The sequence below is a fragment of the Acidovorax sp. Leaf78 genome (assembly GCF_001422735.1).
In the GTDB taxonomy this organism is placed as follows: domain Bacteria; phylum Pseudomonadota; class Gammaproteobacteria; order Burkholderiales; family Burkholderiaceae_C; genus Acidovorax.
In genome coordinates, this window is record NZ_LMLZ01000012.1 from 174,627 (window position 1) to 195,053 (window position 20,427).

Here is a 20,427-nt window from a genome sequence, read left to right on the forward strand (position 1 = left end):
CAGCGGATAACTCATCCCGCCAGGAAAGCCACGTTGCCCGGCCGTCCTGGCAGGTCGAGCATGGCCACGGGCGCCGGGCTGCTGGCGACTTTCCTGCCCCGGCGGTACACCGCCAGCCGCGCGGCGCGCAGGCGGATGGCCTCGACCGGGTTGCGTGCGTGCAGCAGCACGAAGTCGGCGTGGCAGCCCGCCTGCAGGCCGTAGCCCTCCAGGCCCAGCAGCCTGGCGGGGTTGACCGTCACTGCGTCGAAGCACTGGAGCATGGCAGCCTGGCTGGTCATTTGCGCCACGTGTAGGCCCATGTGCGCGGCCTCCAGCATGTCGGCGCTGCCGCCGCCGTACCACGGGTCCATCACGCAGTCGTGGCCGAAGGCCACCGTGAGGCCTGCGGCCATCAGCTCGGGCACGCGGGTCATGCCGCGGCGCTTGGGGTAGGTGTCGTGGCGGCCCTGCAGCGTGATGTTGATGAGCGGGTTGGCCACCACGCCCAACTGCGCCTCGGCCATCAGCGGGATGAGCTTGCTCACGTAGTAGTTGTCCATGCTGTGCATCGACGTGAGGTGCGAGCCTGCCACGCGACCGTGCAGGCCCAGGCGGTGCGTCTCGTGCGCCAGGGTTTCCACATGGCGCGACAGCGGGTCGTCCGACTCGTCGCAGTGCATGTCCACCCGCTTGCCCCGCCTGGCCGCCAGTTCGCACAGGATCTTCACGCTCTCGGCGCCCTGGGCCATGGTGCGCTCGAAGTGCGGAATGCCGCCCACCACGTCCACGCCCAGGTCCAGGGCGCGGGTCAGGTTGTCGAGGCCGCCGGGCGAGCGCAGCACGCCGTCCTGCGGAAACGCCACCAGCTGCAGGTCCAGGTACGGCGCCACGCGCTGCTTCACGTCGAGCAGGGCCCGCACCGGCAGCAGGCTCGGGTCGCTGGTGTCCACATGCGAGCGGATGGCCAGCAGGCCGTGCGCCACGGCCCAGTCGCAGTACTGCAAGGCGCGCTGCACGATGGCATCGTGCGTGAGCTGCGGCTTGAGCTCGCCCCACAGGGCGATGCCTTCGAGCAGGGTGCCGCTCTGGTTCACGCGCGGCTGGCCGTAGCTCAGCGTGGAGTCCATGTGGAAATGCGCGTCCACGAACGGCGGGCTGACCAGCAGGCCGCCCGCGTCCACGGTCTCGTGGGCGGGGGCTTGCAGGCCCTCGGTCACTTCGGTGATGCGCCCGTCCTGCACCGCGATGGAGACATCGGACCGGCCGTCGGGCAAGGTGGCGTGGGTAACGAGCAGGTCGAGCATGGTGTGAGGCAGTGCTGGGAGGGCAGGGTGGGCAAAAAGCTGGGGGCACCGTCATGAAGCGCTGTCCACGGGTGTGTAGTGCAGTGTAGAGCGCTCGCGCGGTGCTGTGGGCCCAGCAGCATTCATGCCACGCACAGGCCGCGGTCCGTGGCTGTGTTCGGGGCTTGCCTGCGTGTGTCGGATTTCTTCAAGACGCCTGGCCGCCCCACGCCTATGCTCCACGCTTTTCCTGAATCTGAAGAAGGGCCCCCCATGCAATTCGGCTACACCATCCTCTACGTCGAAGACGTTCCCCAGACCATTGCCTTCTACGAAGCCGCGTTCGGCCTCACGCGCCGGTTCGTGCACGAGGCTGGCGACTATGGCGAGCTGGACACCGGTGCGACTGCGCTGGCGTTCTCGTCATTGCGCCTGATGACCGAGCTGGGCAAGAACCCGCAGCGCGCCACCGCCCGGGCCCCCAGCTTCGAGATCGCTTTCACCACCGCCGATGTCGCTGCCGCCGTGCAGCGCGCCGTGGCCGCCGGTGCGCGCCTGGTGCAGGCGCCCGAGCAAATGCCCTGGGGCCAGACGGTGGCCTACGTGGCCGACATCAACGATGCGCTGGTGGAGCTGTGCACGACCGTGGCGCCGCCGCCCGCCACCGCGGGCTGAACCGGGTTGGTGGCCGAGGACGCAACGCACGCTGCCGATGCGCAGCAAGCGCACTCAGCCATAGCCCGCCTGCGCCACCGTGGCCAGCAGGCCGGGCGAGCGGCGCAGCGCTGAGGGCGACTGCCCCAGCCAGCGCAGGCAGTCGCGGCTGAGGTGGTCCTGGTCCGCATAGCCATGGTCGGCCGCAATGCCGGCCAGCGTCTCGCTGCCGCCCAGCGCCTGCGCCGCGCGGCGCACCCGGGCCAGGGCGCGCCAGTAGCTGGGCGGTTGCTGGGTCGCGGCACGGGTGAGGCGTTCCAGGCTGCGCTCCGACACCCCCAGTGACCGCGCCGCAGCCGCCACGGTGGCGGTGTGGGCCAGGGTGTGCAGGGCTTCCTCCACGCGCGCCTCCAGGTGCGTGTGCGCGTCGATGGCGTCGAGCAACTGCTGCTCCACGGTGGTGTCGATGTGCACTTGCTGGCTGCTCCACGAGGCCCTGCGCGCGGCCTGCGACCAGATGGCCTGCGCAGCGCGGATCAGCGCCGGGGCCTGCACCACCGTGCCCGGCCGCAGCCGGTAGCCGCGCCAGAACTCGTGGGCGGCCCCGGGCACGGTGACTGCGGCATCGGCCAGCGGCGATACCTGCCAGGCAGGGCGGCCCGCCGCATCCACATGCAGGATCAGGTCGCAGCAGCCATCGGGCAGCACCACCGTGGCGCCGGGCTCGGTGGTGCTTTGCTGCCAGCGGGCCAGCAGGCTGCGCGGCAGCAGCTCTGCGGCAGGCGGGGCGGGCGGCGGCTGCAAAAGATCCATGGCGGGATGGCGCCGTCAGCGCAAGGGCGTGGTGCGGTAGCGCATTGCGCCGGGCCGGTGGCCTGCGTCGATGGTGATGCGAAACACGCTGTCGTCATGGCCCGACTCGGCCCGCGCGGTGAAGCGGATGCCCTGCGGCGTGGCCTGGCAGCGCATCTGGCTGAGCGAAATGGAGGCGTGGTCGTTGTTCAGCGCCGCCACGCCCACGGTCTTCACCTCGTGCGCGGAGTCGGTGTCGTCACGGCGCAGCCACTGGATGTACAGGAACGACTGGGCGTACCGCGTGGCATGCACGATGCGGTACATGCCCCTGCGGCTGCCATCCTTGCCGGGCGGGGCGGGCCATTCGCCGCAGGCCTGCACCCAGTCCACATCGGGCTCTGCGGCAAAGGCGCCATAGGGCAAGTCCATGCCCAGTGCGTGGGCGTTGCCGGCGGCTGCAAGCATCAGGGCCATGGTCCACAGTGCGGGCCGAAAGAGTTTGTGCATGGGTATCGAAGGGTTGTCGCAGAGGCGATGGCACAGGGTTCGGGTCAAGGCTCACTCAAGGCTCACTCAAGGCTCACTCAAGGCTCACTCAAGGCTCACTCAAGGCTCACTCAAGGCTCACTCAAGGCTCACTCAAGGCTGCCAGCGCACCTGCACCGTCCAGCCCGTGGCGGCGAACAAGGGCTTGAGCACCGCCTCGGCATTTTCCTTGGCGGTGGCCACGGTGCTGCTGGCCTGGCAGGTGCGCTCCACATCCTGCTGCGCGCGCTGCAGGGCAGTGTCGATGGCCTGCGTGCGGTGGGCCGAGCCCGGGATCAGCGGCTCGATGCCCGTGCCCTGCACCGCGTAGAAGTACGAGCCGCCCTGGTCGCGCGGGCCGTGGTCCACGCGGGCGGACAGCGTGGCGGGCACAGGCAGCCGCAGCACGGCGGTGCGGGCTGCAGCGTCCACCGCTTCGTAGCGGGCCTGGCGCATGTCGGCGCCCACCAGGCAGTCGCCGCGGGCCACCAGCAGCACCTGCGTGCCGCCCAGCTTCAGCTCCCACTGCGTCCACGGAATGCCCTGCGTGATCTGCTGCGTGAACTCGATGACGTTGGCATACCGCACCTTGACCGACACCAGATGGCCCATGTCCTCCAGCGTCAGCAGGGCAGGCGGGGGAGGCGGCGCGGCAGGCCGGTGCAGCACGGCCCACAAACCGAGCCCGCCCAGCACCATGCCCAGGGCGGTGCCGGCGATGGCCGCGGCCAGCGGGCTGCGGCGCGGCGTGGCGACGACGGTGTCCGCCACGGTTCAGGCGCCGTGGCGCCGGTAGCCTGCCAGCAGTGCCGCAAGCACACCCATGCCCACGGCGCAACTGCGGTTGAGCCAGCGCAGCCCGCGCTGCGACAGCCACCGCACGGCCTGCCAGCCCGCGGCGGCGTAAGCCACCATGACCAGCGTGTCGAGCCCTACGAAGAGCGCGCCCAGCACCGCGTACTGCAGCGCCTGCGGCTCGGCCGGGTCCACGAACTGCGGCAAAAAGGCTGCGAAGAACAGCAGCGTCTTGGGGTTGGACAGCGCCACGCCCAGACTGCGCGCAAACGCTGCCCGCCCCACGGTCTGCTGGCCTGGCACCTGGGCCACGGCGGCCTGCACATCCACCGGTGGGCTGCGCCACAGTTGCACGGCCAGCCACAGCAGGTAGAGCACGCCGGCAATGCGCACCGCGTTGAACAGCGTGGCCGATGCATTGAGCAGCGAACCGAGGCCCACCGCCACCACGGCGATCAGGATGCCTGCACCCAGCCCCGCGCCCGCCATGCCCCAGGCCGCACGGCGCATGCCGCCGGCCATGCCGTTGGCCAGCGCCAGCAGCATGGTGGGGCCGCGGATCACGGCCAGCGCCAGCGAGGCGGCGGCGAACATGAGCAGGGTTTGCAACGTGGGCATTCAGCGTTCTCCTTTGCGGTAGGGCTTCATCAAGGCCTGAGGATACGCGGCCTTGCGCGCCACCAGCACCAGCGCCAGGATGGACAGCAGGTACGGCAGCATCAGATACACCTGGTACGGCAGCCACGCATCGCCCGCCTGCTGCAGCCGCAACTGCAGCGCATCGCATAAGGCAAAGAGCAAAGCGCCCAGCAGCGCCTTGCCCGGCCGCCACGAGGCGAACACCACCAGCGCCACGCAGATCCAGCCGCGCCCGTTCACCATGTTGAAGAAAAACGCGTTGAACGCCGACAGCGTGAGGAAGGCGCCCGCCACGCCCATCAGTGCGGAGCCGGCCACGATGGCCCCGGTGCGCGTGGCCGCCACCGGAATGCCCTGGCCCTCGGCCGCCTGCGGGTTCTCGCCCACCATGCGCACCGCCAGGCCCAGCGGGGTGCGCATCAGCACCCAGGCCAGCAGCGGCACCAGCACCAGCGCCAGCAGCGTGAGCGGCGTTTGCGCCGACAGGATGGGTATGCCCAGCCACTCCATGGGCGCGAACGGCTCGATGGTGGGCGGCGTGTTCACCTTGGGGAAGCTCACGCGGTAGCCGTAGTACGACAGTGCCGTGGCCAGCAGCGTGATGCCGAGGCCCGACACATGCTGCGACAGCGCCAGGCCCACCGTCAGCCACGCATGCAGCAGCCCGAACACCGCACCCGTGAGCGCCGCCACCATCACCCCCGTCCACAGGCCGTGCCCGGCATACACGGTCAGCCAGCCCGTGAAGGCCCCCGCCACCATGATCCCCTCGATGCCCAGGTTCAGCACCCCCGCGCGCTCGCACAGCAGCACCCCCAGCGTGCCCAGGATGAGCGGCGTCGCCACGCGCAGGGTGGCGATCCAGAAGGCCGGGTTGGCGAGGATATCGAGCAACTCGGTCATGCGGCGGCGCTCCAGGCTGTCACTATCAAATTAATAGCTGCTAGCGCTTGATAGACAAGCGGTAGAGGCATTTTTTGTTTGAATTTTGGGTGCATGGCGGGTTCACTTCCAGCGCACCCGGTACTGCGTGAGCAGCCCTGCCACCAGCACCGCGATCAGCGACGTGGCCACGATCACGTCCGCAATGTAGGTGGGCACGCCCACCGCGCGGCTCATGCTGTCGGCCCCCACCAGCACGCCCGCCACGAACACGCCCGCCGCCACCACGCCCAGCGGGTGCAGCCCTGCCAGCATCGCGATCACGATGCCGCTGTACCCGTAGCCCGGCGACATGTCGAGCGTCACATAGCCCGTGCGGCCCGCCACCTCGATGGCCCCCGCCAGCCCCGCCAGGCCACCCGACAGCAGCGCCACCAGCACCACGGTGCGCGTGATGGGCACGCCCGCAAACGCCGCAGCCCGCGCATTGGCGCCCGCCGCGCGAATGTCGAACCCTGGCACCGTGCGCGCCAGCAGCGCCCACAGCATCACCGCCAGCGACACGGCCCATAGCAGCCCCGTGTGCAGCCGCGTCTGCGGCACCAGGCGCGACAGCTCCAGCTCGCCCTGCAACGCCACGCTCTGCGGCCAGCCCATCGAGAGCGGGTCCTTCATCGGGCCGTCGAGCAGTGCCGACACCAGCAGCAGCATGATGAAGTTGAGCAGCAGCGTGGTGACGACCTCGTCCACTCCCAGCCGCGCCTTCATCAGCGCCGGGCCCAGCAGCAGCAGCGCCCCGGCCAGCGCAGCTGCCAGCATCATCAGCGGGAAGAGCAGCCAGGGCGACCATTCCAGCCCCGTGCCGCCGTGCATCCCACCCACCGCCACGGCGGCCAGCGCGCCCGCGTACAACTGCCCCTCGGCCCCGATGTTGAACAACCGCGCCCGAAAGGCCACGGCGGCTGCCAGCCCCGTCAGGATCAGCGGCGTGGCGCGCGTGAGCGTTTCGGTCAGCGCAAACACCGAGCCGAAGGCGCCCTGCAGCAGCAGTGCATAGGTCTGCCCCACCGGCGCCCCGGCCCATAGCACGAGCAGCGCGCTGATGAGCAGGGTGAACACCACGGCGCCTGCCGGTGCCAGGATGTAGGCGACCGGGGAGGTGTGGTTGCGTTTTTCGAGTCTCATCGTTGTCCGTTGTCTGCAGCCCGCGAAACGGGCGTGGCCATAACCAGTGCACCCGTGGAACGGGCTTCGCCAGGCCACCGGGTGCGCCCCCCTCCCGAAGGAGAGGGGCTGAGGGCCGCGGCTCCAAGCCTGCCTGCGCAGGCTTGGACGGCCTCGAAGAGCCGGTGCCTCGGGCGCCGGCACCGAGGCGCGAAGCGACTCAGGGGGAGCTTCATATCACCCCCGCCATCGCCAAGCCGATGGCCTCGCGTGTCCAGCCCTCGGCAGGCCGTGCCTCGCCCAGGTGCCCTTCGTGCATCACTGCCACGCGGTCCCCCAGCGCCAGCACTTCATCCAGGTCGTCCGAGATCAGCAGCACCGCCGCGCCGCCGTCGCGCGCGTTGATGAGCTGCTGCTGCACGAACATCACTGCGCCGATGTCCAGGCCCCAGGTGGGCTGGTGCGCCACGATGAGCCGCGGGGCGGCTGCGCTGTCGGTGGCATCCTGCGGCGGAAGCAGGGCGCGGCCCAGGATGAGCTTTTGCATGTTGCCGCCCGACAGCGCGCGGGCAGGGGCATCGGGCCCGCCGCCGCGCACGTCGAAGGTGCGGGCCAGGTGCTCGGCATGCGCACGCGCTGCACCGCGCTTGACCCACAGGCCCTTGAACCAGGGCTGCGCGAACCAGCGGCTGCGCAGGCGCTCGGACACCGCGTTCTCCCACACCGGCAGGTCGCCCACCACGCCCACCGCGTGCCGGTCTTCCGGGATGCGGGCCACGCCCTGGGCCACCAGCCACGCGGGCTGGGCGCGCAGGGGTGTGCCCAGCAGCGTGACATGGCCTTGCGCCACGGCGCGCACGCCGCACAGCACATCGGCCAGCGCCACCTGCCCGTTGCCCGACACGCCGGCAATGGCGACGATCTCGCCCGCATGCAAGGTGAGCGACACGTCCCGCAGCCGGTCGCGCCCGGTGGGCGCGGTGCTGACGCGGTCGAGCACGCACACCGGTGCGCCCACCTGGCGTGCGGGGCGGCGTTCAGCGGCCTCCACGGCATGCCCCACCATCCATTGCGCAAGCTGGCCCTGCGTGGTGCCTTGCGCTGGTGCCTCGGCCACCAGCTTGCCTTGGCGCAGCACCGCCACGCGGTGCGACACGCGCAGCACCTCGGCGAGCTTGTGGCTGATGAAAATGATCGACAGGCCCTGCGCCACCATCTGGGCCAGCGTGTCGAACAGCGCCTCGCTCTCCTGCGGCGTGAGCACCGCCGTGGGCTCGTCCAGGATCAGGATGCGCGCGCCGCGGTACAGCGCCTTCAGGATCTCCACCCGCTGGCGCTCGCCCACCGACAGGCTGCCCACCCGCGCATCGGGCTGCACCGGCAGCCCGAACTGCTGCGATACCGCCAGCAGCCTGGCCCGCGCCGCCGCGCGCCGCGAGAACGGCTGCCACAGCGGCTCGGTGCCCAGCAGCACGTTGTCCAGCACCGTCAGGTTGTCGGCCAGGGTGAAGTGCTGGTGCACCATGCCGATGCCCGCACCGAGCGACGCGCGGGGCTGGCCCGGCGGCAAGGGCTTGCCGAACACTTCGATATGCCCTTCGTCGGCCACGTAGTGCCCGAACAGGATGGACATCAACGTGGACTTGCCCGCCCCGTTCTCTCCCAGCAGCGCCAGCACCTCGCCGCGCTGCAGCGTCAGGCTGATGCCGTCGTTGGCGACCAGCTTGCCGAAGCGCTTGGTGATGTTCTTCAGGTGCAGGACGGCGTCGGACATGGTGGGGGTGCGATGGTGTGCGTTACTGGCAACGCATGGTCAATGCGCGCCACTCCCTCTCCCCTCGCGGGAGAGGGCCGGGGAGAGTGGGTACGGCATCGGCACCAGCGCAGCGCCGGCTGCACGCGCCCCCTCTCCCTAACCCCTCTCCCGCGGGGGGAGAGGGGCTCCAGGCACCCTGCGCCCGCTGCGGGTTCATGGCATCACTTCCAACTGGCCAGAAACGCCTGCAGCACCTTGGCCGAGTTGGCTGCGGCCAGGTGCATGAAGGTGTCCATCTCGTTCTCGCCATCGCCCCCGCCGGCCAGGTCGCTCAGCGAGCGGAAGGCGATGTAGGGCACGCCGTTGCTGTGCGCGACCATGGCGGTGGCGGCGGTTTCCATGTCCAGCACGTTGGCATCGAAGGTCTTGAACGCGTATTCGCGGAACGCCTTGTTGTCGACGAAGGCCTGGCCCGACACGCCGTTGCCGCCGACCACCATGCGGGGGCGCTCCTTGAGGCACTTGTCGGCGTGGCAATGGTCCAGCGCGACGCTGGTGCCCAGGCTGCGCGCTACGGCCAGCATGCGGGGGTCGGCGGCAAACCAGAACTGCTTGGTCAGGGCGGGCTTCGCGGCGCTGCGTACCTCCACCGGGCGGGGGTGCATCATGCCGAAGGCGGGCAGGGTCAGCTCGCTTTTCATCCAGGCCGGGGCGCTGTACTGGCCGGGTTTGTCCTCGCGGGCCATGAGCCATTCCATGTACTGGCCCCACTGGGCAGGCACTGTCACGTCGCCGATGTGCAGGCCGGGGTTCACGCCGCCCGCGATGCCGCTGAACACGATGTGGCTCACGTTGAATCGGTCCAGCGCGAGCTGGGTGTTCATGGCCGCATTGGTCATGCTGATGCCCGACAGGAACACCACCACGGGCTGGCCCGACAGGGTGCCGGTGGTGAACTCCACACCGTTGATGCGGTGCTTGGCCGCCTGCTGCACCTGCGGCAGCAGCACGGTGAGTTCGGGCTCGAAGGCCGAGATGACGGCGATGCGCGGTGTGGCATCGAGCTGCACCACCGCGGCCCCTGATGCCGATGGCCGGGCGGGTGCGGTGCTGCAGCCTGCCATGGTCGCGGCCAGGGTGGCTGCCGCCAGCAGGCGCAGCCCGTGCCGGGCGAGGGTGGTGCGAAGATTGGTGGAAGGGGTGGTGCTGCTGCTGGATGGGGGCATGGTCAGGTCCTGAAGAGGGCAGAGGTGCCGCAGCCTAGCGCAAGTGCGATGCGGTGCGGTGCCGGCAACGCAGTGGAGGGCGGCCCGGCGCCATGGACGGCAACGGTGTGCGCACGGCCGGTGGGTGACGGTGGCGGGTGGTCCACCACCGTCACGGGCGCTGCACCGCTGGCCGCGCCCATCAACGCAACGCCGACGGCATTACTTCGATTACTTCGCCGTGGACTTTGGCTGGCTGTCGTCCACCTTCACCGTGAACTTGCCGGCCAGGATCTCGGCCTCCCGCGCCTTGACCTTGGCCACGATGTCGGCGGGCACTTTCTTCTCGAACGTGCCCAGCGGCGCGAGTTCAGAGCCCTTGTGCTTCATCATCGAATACGGGCCATAGTCCTCGGGTGTGAACTTGCCTTCCTTGACCAGCTTGAGCGCGCGGTCGATGCTCGGCTCCATGTGCCACAGGGCCGACGCCACCACGGTGTCGGGGTACTTGTCCTGGGTGTTGATCACGTTGCCGATGGCGAGCTTGCCTTTTTCCTTGGCAGCGTCGGACACGCCGAAACGCTCGGCATAGAGCACGTCGGCGCCCTTGTCGATCATGGCAAACGTCGCTTCCTTGGCCTTCGGTGGGTCGAACCAGCTGTTGATGAAGCTCACGGTGAACTCGACCTTGGGGTTGGTCTCCTTCGCACCGGCCATGAAGGCGTGCATCAGGCGATTCACCTCGGGGATGGGGAAGCCGCCCACCATGCCGATCTTGTTCGTCTTGGTCATGCCGCCCGCGACCATGCCCGACAGGTAGGCGGGCTCCTGGATGTAGTTGTCGAACACGCTGAAGTTGGGCGCCTGCGGCTTGCCGGATGAGCCCAGCAGGAAAGACGTCTTGGGGAAGTCCTTGGCCACCTTGCGGGCGGCGGCCTCTACCGCAAAGGCCTCGCCCACGATGAGCTGGTTGCCGCCCGTGGCGTACTCGCGCATCACGCGCTCGTAGTCGGCGTTGGAGACGTTCTCGCTCGACTTGTATTCGATCTCGCCCCGCGCCTCGGCGGCCTTCAGCGCCTTGTGGATGCGGCTCACCCATTGCTGCTCGTAAGGCACCGTGTAGATTGCTGCGACCTTGATCTTGGCCTGCGCCCCCGCCATCGACGGCGCAAGGCCCAGGGCGGCCGAGAGGGCCATGGAGGTGCAAAGCAGGCGTCCGGTGAAGATGCGGCGGGTGGTCATGGTGGGGTTCCTTCAGTTCAGAAAAGAATGGCCAGCAAGAGGGTGCTTGGATGCTTGGCTCCCAAGCAAGGAGCGCGCCAGTCGGTGCCAGCACAGCGGCAGACTGCGCGCCAGTCTGCCAGAGGAAAGCCACCAGGTGGTAAAAATCAGTGCGGCGGGCGTGGCGCCCATGAAAAAAGCCACCGCAAGGGTGGCTGGCTGCGTGGGCAGGGTGGCGCGAGCCCCGTGGCTGCGCCAGGTCGCTCCCTTACTTGGTGCCAAAGATCCGGTCGCCCGCATCGCCCAGCCCAGGCAGGATGTAGCCGTGGTCGTTCAGCTCGCGGTCGATGGCGGCGGTGAAGATCGGCACATCAGGGTGGGCCTTTTGCAGCGTGGCCACGCCTTCGGGGGCGGCCAGCAGGCAGACGAACTTGATGGAGCGGGGGTTGAGCTTCTTCAGGCGGTCCACGCACGCGGCGGCCGAGTTGCCGGTGGCCAGCATGGGGTCGACCACGATGATGTCGCGCTCTTGCATCTCGGACGGCATCTTGAAGTAGTACTCCACGGGCTGCAGCGTGGCCGGGTCGCGGTACAGGCCGATGTGGCCCACGCGGGCGCCGGGCACCACGTTGAGCATGCCGTCCAGAAAACCGTTGCCCGCGCGCAGGATGGACACCAGCACCAGCTTCTTGCCGTCGATGACCTTGCCGGTCATGGTCTCCAGCGGGGTTTCAATCTCGAAGTCCTGCAGCGGCATGTCGCGCGTGACCTCGTAGGCCATCAGCGTGGACAGCTCGCCCAGCAGGCGGCGAAAGCTGTTGGTGCTGGCGTCCTTGCGGCGCATGAGCGTGAGCTTGTGCTGGACCAGGGGGTGGGTGATGACGGTGACGTTGTTGTTGCTAGCGGTGCTCATGGCGCGGCCTCGGGTGTGCAGGGAAATGAATGAATGGCGGTGGGTGTATTTTCACCTCCATTCGCCGGGGGGCTGAGAAACCGGCGTGGTCTGGAGCCAGGTGGGGGTGGTTAAGGGGGTGCTCGTGGATCGCAGCGCGGGTTTTGCGCGCGTCTCCCTGTGGGTTGCAACGCGTAAGCACGTCACCGGCCACAAGCCTGCAGCCTCGGGCCCGGTCAGTCCGCCAGAAACCGCGAGTACCGGGCCAGGTCCACATTGCCCCCGCTCACGATCACGCCCACGCGTTCGCCGTGCAGTAGCTTGGCGCCGGTGTCTTCGCCTGAGAAGGCCTGCACGCCCGCAAAGGCCAGCGCGCCGGTGGGCTCCACCGTGATCTTCATGCGGCCGGCAAAGACGCGCAAAGCCTGGATCAACTGCTCGTCGCTCACGGTGATGATGTCTTCGACATGGTCGCGAATGATGGGGTAGGTCAGCACGCCCAGCGACTGTGTCTGCGCCCCGTCGGCGATGGTTTGCGGGTGGTCAATGGTCACGATGTGCCCTGCGCGCAGCGACTGCTGGGCGTCGTTGGCCGTGGCAGGCTCGACGCCGATGACCTTGCACTGTGGCGCCAGCGCCTGCGCGGCCAGCAGGCTGCCCGCCAGCAGGCCGCCGCCGCCCAGGCAGACAAAGAGATAGTCGAGGTCGGGCACCTCCTGCAGCAGCTCCAGCGCGGCAGTGCCCTGGCCCGCGATGACGTGCGGGTGGTCGAATGGCGGCACCAGCGTCATGCCGCGCTCGCGCGCGAGCTGGCGGCTGATGGCCTCGCGGTCTTCGGTGTGGCGGTTGTAGGTGACGACCTGGGCGCCGTAGTCGCGCGTGGCGGCCATTTTGGAGGTGGCGGCGTCTTCGGGCATGACGATGAGGGCGGGCATGTCGAGCAGGCGCGCCGACAGCGCGATGGCCTGCGCGTGGTTGCCGGCCGAGAAGGTGAGCACGCCGCCCTCGCGCTGCGCATCGGTGAACTGGGCCAGCGCGTTGTACGCGCCGCGGAACTTGAAGGCGCCCGTGCGCTGCAGGTTCTCGCACTTGAAGAACAGCTTGGCGCCCAGCTGCTCGTCTATGGCAGTGCAGCGCATCACCGGCGTGTGGTGCGCGACGCCTGAGAGCCGCTGCGCGGCGGCGGCCACGTCGTCGTAGGTGGGCAGGGGCATGCTGTGCTCGGTCATGGTGGCGTCCTCGCTGCGGGGCGCGGCCTGCCCCGGGTCGGCACATGATAGCCGTTGGTGGTGATGTTGGGGGTAAAAATGGCTGCTGCCGCTTGGTGGGTGTGCGCTGGCAGCTATGAATTCGATAGTGTTTGGATGGGGGTGGGTGTGGTTGCGGCGTCGGAGGGTGCGCCCTGGCTTCGACAGGCTCAGCCCGAATGGTTTTTTGGGTTTCAGGCACTTGGGTTCGTGGTGCCACGCGAATGCGCGCGGCTTGACCACCGTTCGCCCTGAGCTTGTCGAAGGGCTGGTATTGCGCTCTGGCTTCGACAAGCTCAGCCCGAACGGGTGGGGCAAGCGCTCAGAGGACTTGAAAGGTCGGGCCTCAGGGGCCGCAAAACTGCCCGGCGCAGCGGCGGCCGCGAACAGCCGCCCGCCAATCACCACCCATCACCCGTCATCCCTCACCCCTGTTCGCTGAACCGTATCAGCGGCGTCAGCGCCGGGAAGTCGCCTGCACGCTTTTGCTTCATGGCCGTGACGGACTCGCGCACGTGTTGGTTGCTCCAGATGGCGCCTTGCAGCCAGCCCATCTGGCGCAGGCTGTCTTCGACGCTGTGGTCGCGGGCGTAGTTCACGGCCTGCTTGGTGCCCCAAATGGCGACAGGGGGCTTAGTGGCGATCTCCTGCGCGCACTGCAGTGCGGCGGCGACCATGGCCTCGTGGGTGTCGAACACTCCGTTGACCAGCCCGTGGCCCAGGGCCTTGGCGGCGCTCAGGCGGCGGCCGGTGTAGGCCAGCTCCTTGACCACGCCCAGCGGGATGAGCTTGGGCAGGCGCTGCAGCGTGCCCACGTCGGCCACCATGCCGATGTTGATCTCCTGGATGCAGAAGAACGCGTCGGCCGTGGCATAGCGCACGCAGGCCGCCGTGACCATGTCCACCGCGCCCCCGATGCAGCCGCCCTGGATGGCCATGATGACGGGGATACGCAGGCTCTCGATGCGGCTGAAGGTGGCCTGCATGTCGGTAAGCAGATCGAAGATGGCGGCGCGGCCTTCGGGGCTCTGGTCGTCCATGGTGATGGCGCCGCCGAAGGTCTCCAGCGCCATGCCCGCGCTGAAGTGCTTGCCGGTGCTGCTGATGACCAGCGCCCGCGCCTCGCCTGATTTGTTCAGCTGGGCCAGCACCTCATCGAGCTCGCGCCAGAAGGTGGGGTGCATGGTGTTCATGGCCTCGGGGCGGTTCAGCACCAGGTGGGCGACGTGGCTGTCGATGCTGAGCGAAAAGCAGGTGAAGGGCGGTGTGTTCATGGGCAGGCACTGTAGACCCGGCGGGCGGCGCTGTGTCGTCGCGTGGGTGACTTGGGGGCGCCTTGGGGATCGAGGCGGGCCTATCGCTTTCCCTATGTGCGCCGGGTGCTATGGATTGCGTAGCAGAGCTGATGCAGAGCCATGACACGGTCGCTGTACCGGGCTGCCATGCGATTGCTGCGCCGTGGCGCGCCACTGCTGCGCAACTGTCCGCAATCGCAACGGCCGCGTGTTTAGCCTCGGTGGTTTTTCTTTGGTGCAAGAAAGGCCTTGTGTGAATCGCTTCCAATGCCGCCGTGCGGCGCCCGCCCTCGTCCTGTCCGTTGCACCGATGCAGCGCCTTCGATGCCTTGCTGACGGAGCAGCCGCATGACCACCTGGGTGCTGCTGGGCCTGCTGGCCGGGCTGGTGCTGGGCACCTATGACTTTCTGACCAAGATCGCGCTGCGGGAGACCGGGGTGCTGGCGGTGGTGGTGGCATCGTCGGTGCTGGGCGCGTGCTTGTGGCTGCCGTTTGTGTGGGTGCCCGGCGGCGGCCTGTGGGCCCAGGCCCTGGCGCCGCTGGGTCTGCACCCGGCGCCGTTGACTTGGCAGGCCCACGCGCTGCTGCTGCCCAAGTCGTTGATGATGGTGGCGACCTGGGTGCTGTCGTACTACGCGGTCAAGGCGCTGCCGCTGTCGATATCGGCCGGGGTGCGCGCGTCGGGGCCGGTGTGGACGGCGCTGGGCGCCATCGTGCTGCTGGGCGAGCACCTGAGCGCGTGGCAGTGGGCGGGGCTGGCGGTGTCCATGCTGTCGTACCTGGCGTTTTCGCTGATCGGGCAGAAGGAGGGCATCCGCTTCAGCCGCGATGGCTGGGTGCTGTGCATGGTGGCGGCCACGCTGCTGTCGTCGGCCAATGCGCTGTACGACAAGCACATCGTCGCGCAGCTGCGGCTGGACCTGGCGGCGGTGCAGGCCTGGTCGGCCGTGCAGCGGGGCGTGCTGGCGCTGTGTCTGCTGCCGTGGGTGGTGACGTCTGTGTTGCCGGGGCTGGGCGGACGTGGCTTGCGAGGGCGGTGGCCGGGTTGGAGTGCGGCGTGGCCCGCTGTCTGGCCGGTGGGGGCGATTGCGGTGGCATACGTGCTGGCCGAGTACATCTACCTGGCCGCGGTGCAGGTCGAGGGGGCCATGATCTCGGTGATCTCGGTGCTGCGGCGGACCAACCTGGTCATGGTGTTCGGCCTGAGCGCCTGGCTGCTGCAGGAGCGCTTCATCCGCCACAAGACCGTGGCGATGGCGGGTGTGCTGGCGGGCATCGTGTTGATGGTAAAGACGGGGTGACACCTGGGCAGCTGGCCCGCGTATTCCCCTTTCTGCGGCACAGGTGGCCGGCGTTGGCCGGCGCTATGGCGCCGCGTTGCCCTGACGTGCCAATTGCCGGATCCAGTCCATCACGGCCTGGCCGCGCGGGGTGATGACGGTGCGCTCGGACGCGAGCAGGTAGTACGACTGCTCGGCGGGCAGCGCCACGTCCGACAGCCGCACCAGCGCGCCGGACGCCAGCAGGTCGTGCACCAGCGACTGCCGCGCCAGCGCAATGCCCTGTTCGGCCAGGGCCGCGTCGATGAGCAGCGCGGTGTCGGTGAAGGTCATGGCGTGCTGCGCCGCCGCCAGGCGAATGCCTGCCTGTGCCAGCCACGGCTGCCAGGGTTGCCGGGTGTGGGTGAGCAGCGTGCCCCTGCGCAGCGCGCGCTCGCTGGCCGGGACGTCCAGCCGCTGCAGGTAGCCCGGCGCCGCCACCGGGAACCACACGTCGTCCAGCAGCTTTTCGCAGTGGTAAGCGTGCGGCCGGCTGCGGGCGAAGCGGATGGCGATGTCGGCGTCGCCCTGGTCCACGTCGGCGAGGTCGGTGCTGGTCTGGATCTCGATGCCGGGCGCCTGCCCGGTGGCCTGCAACTGCGCGAGCGCCGGCACCAGCCGCAGCCGCGCGAACGAGGGCAGGGCGCTGATGCGCACCACGCTGCGCTGCTGGTGTGCATAGCCGGCAAACGTGTCCTGCAGGGCCTGCAGCGCGGCCTTGGTCTGCTGGTGCAGGTGCAGGCCCTCGGGCGTGGGCGCCACCGACCGGGTGCTGCGGGTGAACAAGGGCACGCCCAGCGTCTTTTCCAGCTCGCGCACGCGGTGGCTCACGGTGCTGGCCGACAGGCTGAGCGCGTCGGCCGCTTTTTGAAAGCTGCGCCACTGCATCACCGCGTCGAAGGCGGCGATGAGGGGCAGCGGCGGGATGGAGTGCATGGGGGCGAGGTTACCTGCGCGCGCCGCGTCAGTCGCCGCCGCCGCCTCCGCAGCCACCGCCGCAACTGCCCCCGTCGCCACCTGCGTCGCCGCTGCTCCCGTCACTGCTGCTGCTGGAGTGGGAGCTGGAGCTTTCTGCCCCGCCGAAGTCGCCCGAGCTGCCGCTGTAGCTGTGATCGGCAAAGTGGGTGCCGCAGTAGGTACCGCCGGCGTCGCCCCCGGCATCGCTTTTGCGGATGATGTCGCTGCAGTCGGGCACGTAGGTAAAGCCGCCGGCAATCGCGAGCTTGGCGTCCAGCGCGAACAGCAGCGGCAGGCGCGAGGGGTATTTGGGGTGGATGCCCTCGTCCTTGCACGCCCAGTACCAGGCGCGGCGCAGGCCGTCGTTGTTCTTGGCCCGGGCGCCCAGGGCCTCGGCGGGGGTGTGGTGCAAAAAGAAGCCCAGCGCGCGCTCGCACCAGGTCTTGTAGGCCTGGGTGTGCAGGATGAACTCGTGCCACATGGCGTCCACCGCCTTGGACGGCATGGCGACGAACTGCTTTCTGCTGCGCATGCAGGCCATGAAGAACTGGCGCAGCCCGCGCTCGACCAGTTCGCAGTCCTTTTGGTTGAGGTGGGGATACGCCTCGCGCAGCTTGCGCTTCAAGAACTGGGGCAGGGCGGCTTCGCGCACATAGCGCTCGCGCACCACGTTGGTCCACTGGATGACGATGGCTGTCAGTACCACGGTGGCGATCACATACACCGCCCACGTCCAGCGCATGCGCCACAGCCCGGCGAACATGCCCACAAAGACCAGCACCCAGATACCGCTGGCCAGCAGCACCGTGCGGGGCCCCCAGCGCACGAGCAGGTTGTCGATGCGTCCCATCCCATCCTCCTGTTGTGTGTTGTTTTGTGCGCGCATGGTGCCATGCCTGCACGCACGCCGGGAGAAGAATTTGGGGGGGTGTGGCGAGGATGTTGAATGCTATTGAATTGATAGCTTCTGGCGCTTGTTGGATAAGCGGTAGAGGCCTCTGCAGTGCACTATCTTCACCCCTGATGTGCCCCCGGCGAGATCCCTTTGTCCAAGACCGTCATGACTGGCGCGCCCCAGGCCAGTGCACCCGTGGACCTGGCTTCGCCAGGCCACCGGGGTGCGTCCCCCTCCCGCGCAGCGAGAGAGGGGGGAAGGCGAGCAGCGCCTCAGGGGGTGTCACCTCTTCTTGCTGCCGAAGATCCCGCCCAATACGCCGCGCAGAATCTCCTTGCCGACACTGGTCCCCACCGTGCGCACGGCCGACTTGGCCATGGTCTGCACCAGGCCGTCCTTGCGCCCGCCGCGCGGGCCGGTGGTGCCAAAGAGCAGGTCGTTGAGAAAGCTGCCTTCCTGCGGCTGGGCTCCCCCGCCCGCCGTGCCCACCGGGGTGCCGCCGCTTGTGCGTACTGCAGACGTACCGGCCGGCGCGTCGGGGGCACTTTCGGCCCGGCCCTTGAGCTTTTCATACGCTGACTCTCGGTCCACCGTGGTCTCGTACACGCCGGCCACCAGCGAGCTGGCCATCAGCGCCTGCCGCTGCTGCGGTGTGATGGGGCCGAGCTGGCTGCCCGGGGGCAGCACGAACACGCGCTCGGTCACGCTGGGGCGGCCTTTGGCGTCCAGAAAACTCACCAGCGCCTCGCCCACGGCCAGCTCGGTGATGGCGGTCTCGATATCGAGGCCCGGCTTTTGCCGCATGGTGGTGGCCGTGGCTTTGACGGCCTTCTGGTCGCGGGGGGTGAAGGCGCGCAGCGCGTGCTGCACGCGGTTGCCCAGCTGGGCCAGCACGCTGTCGGGGATGTCGAGCGGGTTCTGTGTGACGAAGTACACGCCCACGCCCTTGGAGCGCACCAGGCGCACCACCAGCTCGATCCGCTCGATGAGCACCTTGGGCGCCTCGTTGAACAACAGGTGGGCCTCGTCGAAGAAGAACACCAGCTTGGGCTGGTCGGGGTCGCCGATCTCGGGCAGTTGCTCGAACAGTTCGGACAGCATCCACAGCAGGAAGGTGGCGTACAGGCGCGGCGAATTCATGAGCTTGTCGGCCGCCAGGATGTTCACGACACCGTGACCATCGACGGTCTGCATGAAGTCCTGGATGTTGAGCATGGGCTCGCCGAAGAACGCGCTGCCGCCCTGCTGCTCGATCTGCAGCAGCCCGCGCTGGATGGCGCCCACGCTGGCGGCGCTCACGTTGCCGTATTCGGTGGTGAACTCCTTGGCGTTGTCGCCCACGAAGGTCAGCATCGCGCGCAGGTCTTTCAGGTCCAGCAGCAGCATGCCGCTGTCGTCGGCGATCTTGAACACCATGTTCAGCACGCCCAGCTGCGTCTCGTTCAGGTTTAGCATGCGGCCCAGCAGCAGCGGGCCCATGTCGGACACCGTGGCGCGCACCGGGTGGCCCTGCTGGCCGAACACGTCCCACAGCGTGGTGGGGCAGGCCAGGGGTGTGGGGAGCTCAAGACCACGCTCTTTCAGCACGGCCGCCAGCTTGTCGCCGATCTTGCCGGGCTGGCTGGCGCCGGTCAGGTCGCCCTTTACGTCGGCCATGAACACCGGCACGCCGATGCGCGAGAAGTTTTCGGCCAGCGTCTGCAGCGTCACCGTCTTGCCGGTGCCCGTCGCACCGGTGATCAGCCCGTGGCGGTTGGCCAGGCTCGGCAGCAGGTGGCATTCGATGGTGTCGTGCTTGGCGATCAGAAGGGGTTCGGCCATTTCGGGTTTCCTCGGGGAGCGGGGTCGGCAAAAAGTAAAATCGGCAGATGACTTGTTCGGGCAGGGCGCTACAGAGACAAAACAGGTGGATTTGGCGCCGCCTGAGGGGCGCCAAACCCGGCCTCTGCAGGCGCTGGCGGCGGGGCTTGCACTGCCGCCGTGGCGCGAAAGACACGGTTTGCCGCTGCACCGGGCCCAACAAGCATGGCTAGATTAAATCAATACAAAAGGACTTCTCGTGGCAGGACACAGCAAATGGGCGAATATCCAGCACCGCAAGGGGCGGCAGGATGAAAAACGCGGCAAGATCTGGACCCGCATCATTCGCGAAATCACCGTGGCTGCCCGTTCCGGCGGCGGCGATTTGTCTGCCAACCCCCGCCTGCGCCTGGCGGTGGACAAGGCCAAGGGGGCGAACATGCCCGCCGACCGCATCAAATACAACATCGACAAGGCCACCGGCAATGCCGAAGGCCTGACGTACGAGGAAATCCGCTACGAGGGCTACGGTATCGGCGGCGTCGCCATCATGATCGACACCATGACCGACAACCGTGTGCGCACCGTGGCCGAAGTGCGCCACGCCTTCAGCAAGCACGGCGGCAGCATGGGCACCGAAGGCTCGGTGGTGTTCCAGTTCAAGCACTGCGGCCAGCTGATCTTTGCGCCGGGCACGAACGAGGACCAAGTCATGGAAGTGGCGCTGGAGGCCGGTGCCGACGATGTGGTGACCGGCGAGGACGGCGCCGTCGAAGTGCTGACCAGCCCTGCCGACTTCGAAGCCGTCAAGGATGCGCTGCAGGCCGCTGGCCTCACGCCCGAGTTGGCCGAGGTGACGATGCGGGCTGAAAACACCATCGAGCTGACCGGCGACGACGCCGTGCGCATGCAAAAACTGCTGGACGTGCTGGAAGATCTGGACGACGCTCAAGAGGTCTATCACAACGCGGCACTGTGAAGCTCCCCCTGAGCGGCTGCGCCGCTTCCCCCTCTCTCGCTGCGCGGGAGGGGGACGCACCCGGTGGCCTGGCGGAGCCAGTTCCACGGGTGCCCTGGTGATGGGGCCGCGCCGGTTGCTGGAGCCCATGGTCCGGCGCAA

General features: G+C 68.5%; 19 protein-coding genes. 3 read left to right on the top strand and 16 right to left on the bottom strand.

Annotation, left to right across the window (positions count from 1 at the left end):
* Positions 1 to 11: 11 nt before the first annotated feature.
* On the bottom strand, positions 12 to 1,286 hold the full coding sequence (locus ASF16_RS09260; RefSeq protein WP_056165562.1) for an amidohydrolase family protein: 1,275 nt from the start codon (positions 1,284 to 1,286) through the stop codon (positions 12 to 14).
* Between the two features lie 252 nt (positions 1,287 to 1,538).
* Between ASF16_RS09260 and ASF16_RS09265 the strand changes: the two genes are divergently transcribed.
* Positions 1,539 to 1,940 (top strand): VOC family protein, encoded by a 402-nt coding sequence (locus ASF16_RS09265; RefSeq protein WP_056165564.1) that lies wholly within the window; start codon positions 1,539 to 1,541, stop codon positions 1,938 to 1,940.
* Between the two features lie 54 nt (positions 1,941 to 1,994).
* On the opposite strand, the gene ASF16_RS09270 is transcribed toward ASF16_RS09265, so the two are convergent.
* From ASF16_RS09270 to ASF16_RS09325, 12 genes are all read right to left on the bottom strand, one after another.
* Complete coding sequence (locus ASF16_RS09270; protein WP_056165566.1) at positions 1,995 to 2,732, bottom strand: helix-turn-helix domain-containing protein; 738 nt, start codon at positions 2,730 to 2,732, stop codon at positions 1,995 to 1,997.
* A gap of 15 nt (positions 2,733 to 2,747) precedes the next feature.
* Positions 2,748 to 3,221, bottom strand: a complete 474-nt coding sequence (locus tag ASF16_RS09275) for a hypothetical protein (protein ID WP_056165568.1) — start codon at positions 3,219 to 3,221, stop codon at positions 2,748 to 2,750.
* A 132-nt stretch (positions 3,222 to 3,353) separates the two neighbouring features.
* Positions 3,354 to 4,010 (bottom strand): DUF4230 domain-containing protein, encoded by a 657-nt coding sequence (locus tag ASF16_RS09280; RefSeq protein WP_235507309.1) that lies wholly within the window; start codon positions 4,008 to 4,010, stop codon positions 3,354 to 3,356.
* 3 nt (positions 4,011 to 4,013) lie between these two features.
* Positions 4,014 to 4,652, bottom strand: coding sequence for a LysE family translocator (locus tag ASF16_RS09285; RefSeq protein WP_056165570.1), 639 nt, complete (start codon positions 4,650 to 4,652; stop codon positions 4,014 to 4,016).
* On the bottom strand, positions 4,653 to 5,576 hold the full coding sequence (locus tag ASF16_RS09290; RefSeq protein WP_056165572.1) for an ABC transporter permease: 924 nt from the start codon (positions 5,574 to 5,576) through the stop codon (positions 4,653 to 4,655).
* A 102-nt stretch (positions 5,577 to 5,678) separates the two neighbouring features.
* A complete protein-coding gene (locus ASF16_RS09295; protein ID WP_056165574.1) occupies positions 5,679 to 6,740 on the bottom strand; it encodes an ABC transporter permease in 1,062 nt (353 codons plus the stop codon).
* 211 nt (positions 6,741 to 6,951) lie between these two features.
* Positions 6,952 to 8,493 (bottom strand): ABC transporter ATP-binding protein, encoded by a 1,542-nt coding sequence (locus ASF16_RS09300; RefSeq protein WP_056165576.1) that lies wholly within the window; start codon positions 8,491 to 8,493, stop codon positions 6,952 to 6,954.
* 203 nt (positions 8,494 to 8,696) lie between these two features.
* Positions 8,697 to 9,599: a 5'-methylthioadenosine/S-adenosylhomocysteine nucleosidase gene (locus tag ASF16_RS09305; RefSeq protein WP_056166455.1), complete on the bottom strand. Its 903-nt coding sequence runs from the start codon at positions 9,597 to 9,599 to the stop codon at positions 8,697 to 8,699.
* Between the two features lie 312 nt (positions 9,600 to 9,911).
* Entirely contained in the window at positions 9,912 to 10,922 is a 1,011-nt protein-coding gene (locus ASF16_RS09310) for a BMP family protein (RefSeq protein ID WP_056165579.1), read from the bottom strand.
* A 247-nt stretch (positions 10,923 to 11,169) separates the two neighbouring features.
* Positions 11,170 to 11,814, bottom strand: a complete 645-nt coding sequence (upp, locus tag ASF16_RS09315; protein WP_056165581.1) for a uracil phosphoribosyltransferase — start codon at positions 11,812 to 11,814, stop codon at positions 11,170 to 11,172.
* A 215-nt stretch (positions 11,815 to 12,029) separates the two neighbouring features.
* Complete coding sequence (locus ASF16_RS09320) at positions 12,030 to 13,022, bottom strand: threo-3-hydroxy-L-aspartate ammonia-lyase (RefSeq protein WP_056165583.1); 993 nt, start codon at positions 13,020 to 13,022, stop codon at positions 12,030 to 12,032.
* A gap of 443 nt (positions 13,023 to 13,465) precedes the next feature.
* A complete protein-coding gene (locus tag ASF16_RS09325; protein WP_056165584.1) occupies positions 13,466 to 14,314 on the bottom strand; it encodes an enoyl-CoA hydratase-related protein in 849 nt (282 codons plus the stop codon).
* 369 nt (positions 14,315 to 14,683) lie between these two features.
* Here ASF16_RS09325 and ASF16_RS09330 point away from each other — a divergent pair, with 369 nt between their 5' ends.
* The gene (locus ASF16_RS09330) at positions 14,684 to 15,637 is read left to right on the top strand and encodes an EamA family transporter (protein ID WP_056165586.1); all 954 of its coding nucleotides are present in this window, start codon (positions 14,684 to 14,686) and stop codon (positions 15,635 to 15,637) included.
* A gap of 63 nt (positions 15,638 to 15,700) precedes the next feature.
* Here ASF16_RS09330 and ASF16_RS09335 read toward each other — a convergent pair whose 3' ends face one another.
* The 3 genes from ASF16_RS09335 to ASF16_RS09345 form a co-directional block, all read right to left on the bottom strand.
* On the bottom strand, positions 15,701 to 16,591 hold the full coding sequence (locus ASF16_RS09335; RefSeq protein ID WP_156372011.1) for a LysR substrate-binding domain-containing protein: 891 nt from the start codon (positions 16,589 to 16,591) through the stop codon (positions 15,701 to 15,703).
* Between the two features lie 28 nt (positions 16,592 to 16,619).
* Positions 16,620 to 17,462, bottom strand: coding sequence for a hypothetical protein (locus ASF16_RS09340; RefSeq protein WP_056166458.1), 843 nt, complete (start codon positions 17,460 to 17,462; stop codon positions 16,620 to 16,622).
* A gap of 327 nt (positions 17,463 to 17,789) precedes the next feature.
* The gene (locus ASF16_RS09345) at positions 17,790 to 19,328 is read right to left on the bottom strand and encodes a helicase HerA-like C-terminal domain-containing protein (protein ID WP_056165589.1); all 1,539 of its coding nucleotides are present in this window, start codon (positions 19,326 to 19,328) and stop codon (positions 17,790 to 17,792) included.
* A 238-nt stretch (positions 19,329 to 19,566) separates the two neighbouring features.
* Between ASF16_RS09345 and ASF16_RS09350 the strand changes: the two genes are divergently transcribed.
* On the top strand, positions 19,567 to 20,286 hold the full coding sequence (locus tag ASF16_RS09350; protein WP_056165591.1) for a YebC/PmpR family DNA-binding transcriptional regulator: 720 nt from the start codon (positions 19,567 to 19,569) through the stop codon (positions 20,284 to 20,286).
* Positions 20,287 to 20,427 lie beyond the last annotated feature (141 nt).

Coding starts and splice junctions, on each gene's coding strand:
- ASF16_RS09305 (WP_056166455.1), bottom strand. CDS start 9,599: ATGGCAGGCTGCAGCACCGCACCCGCCCGGCCATCGGCATCAGGGGCC.
- ASF16_RS09330 (WP_056165586.1), top strand. CDS start 14,684: ATGACCACCTGGGTGCTGCTGGGCCTGCTGGCCGGGCTGGTGCTGGGC.
- ASF16_RS09310 (WP_056165579.1), bottom strand. CDS start 10,922: ATGACCACCCGCCGCATCTTCACCGGACGCCTGCTTTGCACCTCCATG.
- ASF16_RS09290 (WP_056165572.1), bottom strand. CDS start 5,576: ATGACCGAGTTGCTCGATATCCTCGCCAACCCGGCCTTCTGGATCGCC.
- ASF16_RS09295 (WP_056165574.1), bottom strand. CDS start 6,740: ATGAGACTCGAAAAACGCAACCACACCTCCCCGGTCGCCTACATCCTG.
- ASF16_RS09335 (WP_156372011.1), bottom strand. CDS start 16,591: ATGCACTCCATCCCGCCGCTGCCCCTCATCGCCGCCTTCGACGCGGTG.
- ASF16_RS09265 (WP_056165564.1), top strand. CDS start 1,539: ATGCAATTCGGCTACACCATCCTCTACGTCGAAGACGTTCCCCAGACC.
- ASF16_RS09325 (WP_056165584.1), bottom strand. CDS start 14,314: ATGAACACACCGCCCTTCACCTGCTTTTCGCTCAGCATCGACAGCCAC.
- upp (WP_056165581.1), bottom strand. CDS start 11,814: ATGAGCACCGCTAGCAACAACAACGTCACCGTCATCACCCACCCCCTG.
- ASF16_RS09300 (WP_056165576.1), bottom strand. CDS start 8,493: ATGTCCGACGCCGTCCTGCACCTGAAGAACATCACCAAGCGCTTCGGC.
- ASF16_RS09320 (WP_056165583.1), bottom strand. CDS start 13,022: ATGACCGAGCACAGCATGCCCCTGCCCACCTACGACGACGTGGCCGCC.
- ASF16_RS09285 (WP_056165570.1), bottom strand. CDS start 4,652: ATGCCCACGTTGCAAACCCTGCTCATGTTCGCCGCCGCCTCGCTGGCG.
- ASF16_RS09340 (WP_056166458.1), bottom strand. CDS start 17,462: ATGGGACGCATCGACAACCTGCTCGTGCGCTGGGGGCCCCGCACGGTG.
- ASF16_RS09275 (WP_056165568.1), bottom strand. CDS start 3,221: ATGCACAAACTCTTTCGGCCCGCACTGTGGACCATGGCCCTGATGCTT.
- ASF16_RS09345 (WP_056165589.1), bottom strand. CDS start 19,328: ATGGCCGAACCCCTTCTGATCGCCAAGCACGACACCATCGAATGCCAC.
- ASF16_RS09270 (WP_056165566.1), bottom strand. CDS start 2,732: ATGGATCTTTTGCAGCCGCCGCCCGCCCCGCCTGCCGCAGAGCTGCTG.
- ASF16_RS09260 (WP_056165562.1), bottom strand. CDS start 1,286: ATGCTCGACCTGCTCGTTACCCACGCCACCTTGCCCGACGGCCGGTCC.